Here is a 1,956-nt window from a genome sequence, read left to right as displayed (position 1 = left end):
CAGGCTCGCGAGCGTCGAGTCCGGCTGGGCGGCGATGGCCTCCAGCAGCACGCCCAGGTGGCCCACCATGCGCTGCATGGTCGCCGCGTCGAAGAGGTCGCTGCTGTACTCCAGGACGCCCACGAAGCCCTGGGGCGAGTCCTGCATCGTCAGCGTCAGGTCGAACTTCGCCGAGTTCGATTCGAGCGGGAGCTGCTCGAAGGACAATCCAGGAACTCGGAGCGCTTCCATGGGCGTGTTCTGCAGGGAGAACATCGCCTGGAAGAGGGCGCTGCGGCTCAGGTCGCGCACGGGCTGGAGGGTCTCCACCAGCTTCTCGAACGGCACGTGTTGGTGCTCGTAGGCCGCGAGCGTCGTACCGCGTACCTGCGCCAGTAGCTGGCGGAAGGTCGCCTGCGGCTGGACGTGGGCACGCAACACCAGCGTGTTGACGAAGAATCCGATGAGGCCCTCGGTCTCCGCCTGCGTGCGACCCGCGATGGGGGTGCCGACGCTGATGTCGTCCTGACCGGAGTAGCGCGAAAGGAGCAGTTGCCAGGCCGAAAGCAGCAGCATGAAGGGCGTGGCGCCTTCCCGCTGGGCCAGGGCTTTGAGGGCCTCGGAGAGCTGCGCGGGGACGCGCATGTCCACTGCGGCGCCTCGATGCGACTGCACGGGGGGACGCGGATGGTCGGTGGGCAGGTCCAGCGCGGCGGGAGCTCCCGTGAGCTTCTCCTTCCAGTAGGCGAGCTGGGTCTCCAGCGTTTCGCCCTGGAGCCATGAGCGCTGCCAGACGGAGAAGTCCGCGTACTGCACGGGCAGCGGCGCGAGGGTGGGAAGTTGATCCGTATGGAACGCCGCGTAGAGCGCGGTGAGTTCACGGACGAGGACGCTCATGGACCAGCCGTCGGAGACGATGTGGTGCATCGTCACCAGCAGCAGGTGCTCCACGTCACCCAGACGCACCAGCGACGTGCGCAGGAGCGGCCCCGCCTCCAGGTCGAAGGGACGCCGGGCCTCCAGGTTCGCGAGGCGGCGCGCCTCTTCATCTCGCTGGGCCTCGGGCACCGAGGACACGTCGAGCAGGGGAAGTGTCCAAGTCCCGGGCGAGTGGATGCGCTGCGCGGGCTGGCCCTGGTGCTGGAAGAAGGTGGTGCGCAGCGTCTCATGACGAGCGACCAGCGTCTCGAAGGCACGGCGCAGGGACTCGACGTCCACGTGGCCCTTCAAGCGAAGGGCTGCGGGGATGTTGTACGCGGCGCTGCCCGGTTGGAGCTGATCCAGCAGCCACAGCCGCTGCTGCGCGAAGGACAGGGGCGGCGGGCCCTCGTGGGTGGCGACTGGAAGCGGCGGGAGTCGCGGGCCGGAGGTCGCGGTGCGCAGACGCTCGGCGAGAGCGGCGACGGTGGGGGCTTCGAAGAGGGCACGAAGCGGCAACTCCGCACCGAAGGCAGCGCGGACGCGGGAGACGAACTGGGTGGCCAGCAGGGAGTGGCCTCCGAGCGAGAAGAAGTCGTCGTGGACGCCCACGCGCTCCACGCGCAGGACCTGGGCGAAGACGTCCGCGAGCTTCTCTTCGGTGGCGTCGCGAGGCGCGATGAAGTCCGCGAGCGGCGAGGCCTCCGGGACGGGGAGGGCCTTCCTGTCCACCTTGCCGTTGGGGCTGAGGGGAAGGGCCTCCAAGACAACGAAGGCGGAGGGCACCATGTACTCGGGCAGCCGCTCCTTGAGGAACGTGCGCACCGCCGAGGTGTCCAACGGCTGGCCCGAAATGGGCACGACGTAGGCAACGAGGCGCTTGTCGCCAGGGACGTCCTCGCGGGCGAGGACGGCCGCTTCATGCACGGAAGCGTGGGCGAGGAGGGAGGCCTCGATTTCGCCCAGCTCGATGCGGAAGCCACGCACCTTCACCTGGAAGTCGAGCCGCTGGAGGTAGTCCAGTTGGCCGTCGGGGCGCCAGCGCACGACGTCGCCGGT

The 1,956-nt window shown here is 69.0% G+C and carries 1 protein-coding gene; it reads right to left on the bottom strand.

What is annotated here, in order from left to right:
* A partial coding sequence (locus K8612_RS38705; protein ID WP_223765924.1) for a condensation domain-containing protein occupies window positions 1–1,956 on the bottom strand: 1,956 nt, incomplete at both ends.

Source organism: Corallococcus sp. AS-1-6, from assembly GCF_020037015.1.
Classification (GTDB): Bacteria; Myxococcota; Myxococcia; order Myxococcales; family Myxococcaceae; genus Corallococcus.
The sequence above is the reverse complement of the archived record's forward strand: the minus strand, read 5'-3'. Positions and strand labels throughout refer to the sequence as shown.